Genomic DNA, 6,283 nt, shown 5'->3' on the forward strand with positions numbered 1-6,283 from the left:
AGTTCTTCGAACTTTACGCCTTATATCCCCGCCCTCGGATCGGGCGAGGGTTTACGGCGAAACTGCTAAAAAAGAATACCCATAAAAAAACGCCTAAACGATAATTCGTTTAAGCGTTTTTTTATGGGTAATAATTTGTCGCTCAGTAATAAGTCACTTTTTTCACTTCACGTGGCTTTATCTCACCTATGTACAAGTCGTGAACGCGTTTCATATTAAGTTCAAGCTCAGTTATATACATATCATTTACGGCATATGTTTTTATAATTTGTGCGCCTTTAATAATACCTTGTACCTTGCTTTGTAAATAATCATCTTGGGCAACAGAGCCTGCAACGGTTGTACCTGCGGTAATTTTTTGCCCGTATACTTGCTCTGTTAGTTCGCGGTATGCTTCTAGCTTTGAAGCCTTAATCGCCATAAGTTGTTTTTGAGTGTCATTACTTCCCGACTGCAAACTAATGGGCGCGTACCCTATTGCTTTTAATACAGGGTAATTATTTGGCTCAACATATTTATATTCAACGTGCTTATCAAATATATTGCTACAACCGCTTAACGTTAAGCAGCCTAATGTGATCATTAATGGCATTACTCGCATCATACAGGGCCTTTAAAAACTAATTAAACTCAGTTATGCACGTTTAATGCCAGTGATACCTATATTCTGTAACAACAAATAATAGTGGTACATTACTTGCTGAGATTCATTAACGCTAACGTTTAATTGGAGTAAGAGTATGAAATCGTTTTTAAAAGCAGTATTGGCAGGATTAAGCACCACTGCGGTATTAACGTTTTCACCTTTTACCCACGCTCAGTGGTATGAGTCTACAGGCCATGCGGTTATTCAAAATAGCGACATTCCCGGTGCAAAGGCCGCTGCAATAAAAGATGCGATTACCCAAGCCCTTGTATTCTCTGGTGCGCGGGTGAGCTCGGTGCAAACACTTGTTGATGGTGTTTTAACCCAAGATCAGCTAAAAATAAGTAGCCAAGGCGAAATTCAAAAAATAGAGCTCGTTAGCGAAAACCGCAGTAGTGATGAGTTTGCAATTACCTTACGCTTAGATATCTTTGCGCAAACAGAGCAATGCCCACAAAGCAACTTTAATAAGTTTATAGCTGTCACGCAAAGCCAATTAACAAATCGTGAACAAGCGAGAATGGGTCAAATATTTGACATTAACAAAGCAGTCAGTAAAAACATTTATACCTCGTTGCAAAAATCAAAAATGAGTGCAATACCCGTTGCCTATTTCAACAAAGCTATAAAGGTTGATACCTACTTTAATCAACAGCATGACTATTCAAACAGTCAGTTAGAAGAAATTTCATCACGCAGCAATGCGCAATATGTGCTGTTAAGCCAAATAACCAGTTTATCTACCAGCGATAAACTCAATAGCGACTATGCGTTTTGGCAAGATGAAAGCTATCAGCGCCACTACCAAATAGAGTTTAGCTTATTTAATGGCACCACTTACGAGCCGTTATGGCAAAATAGCTATCAAAGCCAAGCAATTTGGCCATTTGAAAAAACAGCCATTATTGATGTAAATAGTAATCGGTTTTGGCAATCACCTTTTGGCCAAAGCATTAGTGATATAAACCAAACCTTAAGTTACGACCTACAAGCAGCCATGGCCTGTCTACCTACTCAAGGTAAAATAATGCATATGGAAAACAATAAATTAGTGATTAATTTAGGTAAGGCTCATGGCTTAGAAGAAGGCCAACTACTGAGTATTGCCCATCATAATTATTTAACCGACGCACAAGGCAACACTATGCCGCATACCATCACTACACTTAACCGTATACGAATTGAGCAGCTTTATCAGCACAGCGCTATTGCCGTCAGTATTAATGATCAGCCTTTGCCGGGCGTACAAATTAATGACATTGTAGAGATTGCCGAGCAATAGCCGCATGTAAAATGCTAAAGCGCCTCGCTTAGTTTAGCCTTTAAATTAGAGTGGGCGCTTAACCACTGAGCCAATTGCTCAACCCCAGATAAGTGCGGATAATGCTTTCTACATGCAAATACAATATTACGTTGTTGATTAGGAAAAATAGGCAAATAATGAATACCCACTCGTGGTATTGCTGCAAGTTTTGGCACAAACGTAATACCATCATCCATCGCCACCAGCGCCAATAAAGTCTCAAGGCTATTTCCTTGATACTGGCTGGAAACATCTACCCCTGCCGAAAAACAAAACTGCTGGGCTTGATCTTTAAAGCAATGGCCATCACTTAACATTAGTAGGTTGCAACCTTGCAGGTCTTGCAGTGCCACTTTTTTATGCTTACACAATGCGTTATCGCTTGATACGGCAACTAAAAAGTCTTCTTTATATAAATCAATGGTATGGTAACTTTTAAGTTCAGGTACATCCGCTAAAATTGCAAAGTCGACTTCACCACTTTCTAGCGCAGCTAAAATAGTGGTTGTTTGCATTTCAGTAAACGAAAACTGGCTATTTATAAACGCTGCTTTCATTGATGTTAGTAGCGTAGGTAATAAATAAGGCGCAATCGTTGGAATAATACCAATGGTAAGCTTACCCTGCAGTGGTTCATTAGATGTTGCTGCCAGCTCTTTTAATATTTGTGTTTGCTCTAAAACGACAGCTATTTGTGTCAATAAACGTTCACCTTTGGCAGTTAAGGTAACGTGCTTGGTAGAGCGATCAAAAATAATAACACCCAATTCTTGCTCAAGCTTTTTAATTTGCCCGCTTAAGGTAGGCTGGCTTACAAAACAGGCATCGGCCGCTTTACGAAAATGCTTATAGTGGGCAACCGCTTTGACATACTCTAAATCTTTTAAGTTCATATTCACACTCAACCTGATAGCTTATACCTATCAGTTTAATACAAACAAACGATTGGAACTATATTTAATTGTTCGCCATAATGGCTATCAACAAATCAAGAGGAACTAAAAACATGTTAAACAATATTGAAGGTCAAACAATCCCTAACGTTACATTTGCAACGCGTCAAAACGACGAATGGAAATCAGTAACTACAGACGACATTTTTAAAGGCAAAACGGTTGTTGTGTTTTCACTACCTGGTGCATTTACACCAACGTGTTCATCAACTCACCTACCACGCTACAACGAGTTAGCTGGTGTACTTAAACAAAATGGCGTTGACGACATTGTTTGTGTATCAGTAAACGACACCTTTGTAATGAACGCATGGGCTGAACATCAAGAAGCGCAAAATATTACCTTACTACCAGATGGTAACGGCGAATTTACTGACGGCATGGGTATGCTAGTTGATAAAAACGATTTAGGTTTTGGTAAGCGCAGCTGGAGATACTCTATGCTGGTTAAAGATGGCGTAATAGAGAAGATGTTTATTGAGCCAGATTTACCAGGCGACCCGTTTGAAGTATCTGACGCTGACACTATGCTTGATTACATCAACCCAACTCAAGTAAAACCAGAAGCAGTTACTCTATTTACTAAGCCTGGCTGTCCTTTCTGTAAAAAAGCAAAAGAGCTACTTACAGCTAAAGGCTTTGCTTTTGAAGAAATTGTAATGGGCGCTGGCGCATCACTTACCAGCCTTAAAGCGGTATCGGGCCGTGAAACCGTACCACAAGTATTTATTGGCGGTAAGCACATTGGTGGCTCAGACGACCTAGAAAAATACTTTGCTTAATTAAGTAAATAAAACAGGGGCTGCAACGCCCCTGTTTATTAAAGGAAAAACACTATGAAAGAATTGCAAACCGACGTTGTTGTTATAGGTGCAGGTACCGCTGGTTTAAGTGCCTACCGTAATGCTAAACAATTTACTCAAAACGTACTTATGATTGAATCTGGCCCTTACGGTACAACCTGCGCACGTGTTGGTTGCATGCCAAGTAAATTATTGATTGCAGCAGCAGAAGCCGCGCACTCAATAGAAATGGCCCCTGCCTTTGGAGTTCACAGCTCAAAACCGGTAATTGACGGTAAAGCCGTTATGGCACGAGTAAAAAGTGAGCGCGATCGCTTTGCAGGATTCGTAGTAGAAGCCGTAGATGAAATACCTAGCGAAGATAAAATTCGTGGCTATGCACAGTTTTTAGACGCCAACCGCGTGCAAATAGATGAGCACACCATTATCACTGCTAAACGCTTTGTAATAGCAACAGGTTCACGCCCATCTTACCCTGGCGTATTTAATAACTTTGGCGACCGACTGATTATTAATGACGATGTATTCGACTGGGATGATTTACCAGAATCAGTAGCCGTATTTGGCCCAGGCGTTATAGGCCTTGAAATTGGCCAAGCATTGCACAGATTAGGGGTAAAGGTAAAACTCTTTGGTGTAGGTGGTGCCATAGGCCCATTAACCGATCCCGTGGTTAAAGATTACGCTAACACCGTATTTGCAGAAGAATTTTATGTTGATACCGACTCAAACGTATCAGACATGAAAAAAGTAGGTAATAAAGCCCAGCTCACCTACACCGACAAGCAAGGTGTTAAACATACTGAGCAGTTTGACTATGTACTGGCTGCAACCGGGCGAGTACCAAACACCGATAAGCTAGGGTTAGAAAACACCGGCATAGAGCTTGATGAGCGTGGCGTACCACTAGCCGATGCCCACACTATGCAATGTGGCGACTCAAACATATTTATTGCCGGCGATGCCAGTAACATGATCCCACTGCTTCACGAAGCATCCGATCAAGGAACAATCGCAGGGCAAAACGCAGGCCGCTACCCTCAAGTGCGTGCTGGTTTACGTAGAGCTAAAATTGCCGCTGTGTTTAGCGACCCACAAATAGCCATGGTTGGTGAAAGCTTTAAAGAAATTAGCCAACGATTAGGAAGCTGTGATTGCTTTGAAATAGGCGAAGTTAGCTTTGAAAACCAAGGTCGCAGCCGCGTTATGCTGAAAAACAAAGGGCACATGCGCGTATATGCCGAGCACGGTACCGGTTTGTTTTTAGGTGCTGAATTTATAGGCCCACAAGCAGAGCACATTGCTCACTTACTTGCATGGGCTGTACAAAACAAAATGACTGTATCACAAATGCTAGATATGCCTTTTTATCACCCTGTTATTGAAGAAGGCCTGCGCACGGCACTGCGTGATTTAAACGCCAAATTAAAATTTGGCCCAGACATTCTTAACCATTGTATGGAATGTGGCCCAGGCGCATAACACATCACTAATACACACTTGCTACTCAAAGCCAAAACCATTGTTTTGGCTTTTTTTTATGTTAAAAACGGGTATATAAAATGGCGTTTAAACTGCTACACTCAGATTAATAAACAAACAAAAATGGACCGAAAATGAGCAATAATAAATATAGACTTGTCACTCGAAGCGATTTTGACGGCCTAGTGTGTGCCGTATTACTTAAAGATTTAGATTTAATCGACGATATTTTATTTGTGCATCCAAAAGACATGCAAGACGGTAAAATAGCCATTACCAGCAACGATATTACCACTAACCTCCCCTATGTTGCCGGTTGTCATATTGCATTTGATCATCACTTGAGTGAAGCCGTTCGTAACGCAAGCAATATAAAAAATCACATTATTGACCCAGATGCGCCCTCTGCGGCACGCGTTGTATACGACTATTATGGCGGTGCAGAGAAATTCCCTAATATTTCAACTGACATGATGGAAGCGGTCGATAAAGGGGATTCTGCACAATTTTCAAAAGACGAAATTTTAAACCCAACAGACTGGGTACTGATGAACTTTATTATGGATGCGCGCACAGGACTTGGCCGTTTTCGTGAATTCAAAATTTCTAATTACCAGTTAATGATGAAGTTAATTGACGCCTGTAAAGATCACAGCATAGAACAAATACTAGCAATGGAAGATGTTGCCGAGCGTGTTGCGTTATACCACGAGCACAACGCACAAGCTAAAGAGCAAATAGACCGCTGCTCATCAGTACACGACAACTTAGTGGTACTCAATTTAACCGAAGAAGAAACCATTTACGCTACTAACCGCTTCGTTATTTACGCCATGTTCCCCGAGTGTAATATCTCAATTCATAAAATGTGGGGGCTTAAAAAGCAAAACGTAGTGTACGCCATTGGTAAATCAATCACCAACCGTAGCTCAAACACCAATGTGGGCGAGTTATGCCTTAAATATGGCGGCGGCGGCCATTTAAATGCTGGCACTTGCCAAGTAGAAACCAGCAAAGCTGAAGAAGTATTGAGTGAGCTGATTGCTACAATTACCAGTGATGGCTGAGTTATAGCTTCGGGGTTCGGGGTTCGGGG

At 41.2% G+C, this 6,283-nt stretch carries 6 protein-coding genes; 4 read left to right on the plus strand and 2 right to left on the minus strand.

Features of this window, described 5'->3' with window-relative positions:
- Positions 1-142: 142 nt before the first annotated feature.
- Entirely contained in the window at positions 143-601 is a 459-nt protein-coding gene (locus tag CWC30_RS15445; RefSeq protein ID WP_010387855.1) for an LPP20 family lipoprotein, read from the minus strand.
- Positions 602-740: 139 nt separating this feature from the next.
- On the opposite strand from CWC30_RS15445, the gene CWC30_RS15450 reads away from it, so the two are divergent.
- A complete protein-coding gene (locus CWC30_RS15450; RefSeq protein ID WP_138627540.1) occupies positions 741-1,928 on the plus strand; it encodes a flagellar assembly protein T N-terminal domain-containing protein in 1,188 nt (395 codons plus the stop codon).
- 14 nt (positions 1,929-1,942) lie between these two features.
- On the opposite strand, the gene CWC30_RS15455 is transcribed toward CWC30_RS15450, so the two are convergent.
- Positions 1,943-2,842, minus strand: a complete 900-nt coding sequence (locus CWC30_RS15455; RefSeq protein ID WP_138627541.1) for a LysR substrate-binding domain-containing protein — start codon at positions 2,840-2,842, stop codon at positions 1,943-1,945.
- Between the two features lie 113 nt (positions 2,843-2,955).
- Here CWC30_RS15455 and CWC30_RS15460 point away from each other — a divergent pair, with 113 nt between their 5' ends.
- The 3 genes from CWC30_RS15460 to CWC30_RS15470 all read left to right on the plus strand — a co-directional run bounded on the left by CWC30_RS15460 (position 2,956) and on the right by CWC30_RS15470 (position 6,254).
- On the plus strand, positions 2,956-3,684 hold the full coding sequence (locus tag CWC30_RS15460) for a glutathione peroxidase (protein ID WP_138627542.1): 729 nt from the start codon (positions 2,956-2,958) through the stop codon (positions 3,682-3,684).
- A gap of 54 nt (positions 3,685-3,738) precedes the next feature.
- A complete protein-coding gene (locus CWC30_RS15465) occupies positions 3,739-5,187 on the plus strand; it encodes a dihydrolipoyl dehydrogenase (RefSeq protein WP_138627543.1) in 1,449 nt (482 codons plus the stop codon).
- A 134-nt stretch (positions 5,188-5,321) separates the two neighbouring features.
- Entirely contained in the window at positions 5,322-6,254 is a 933-nt protein-coding gene (locus tag CWC30_RS15470) for a DHH family phosphoesterase (protein ID WP_138627544.1), read from the plus strand.
- The last annotated feature ends 29 nt before the right edge of the window (positions 6,255-6,283 follow it).

Origin of the sequence: Pseudoalteromonas sp. S4741 (assembly GCF_005886135.1) — a bacterium.
Classification (GTDB): Bacteria; Pseudomonadota; Gammaproteobacteria; order Enterobacterales; family Alteromonadaceae; genus Pseudoalteromonas; species Pseudoalteromonas tetraodonis.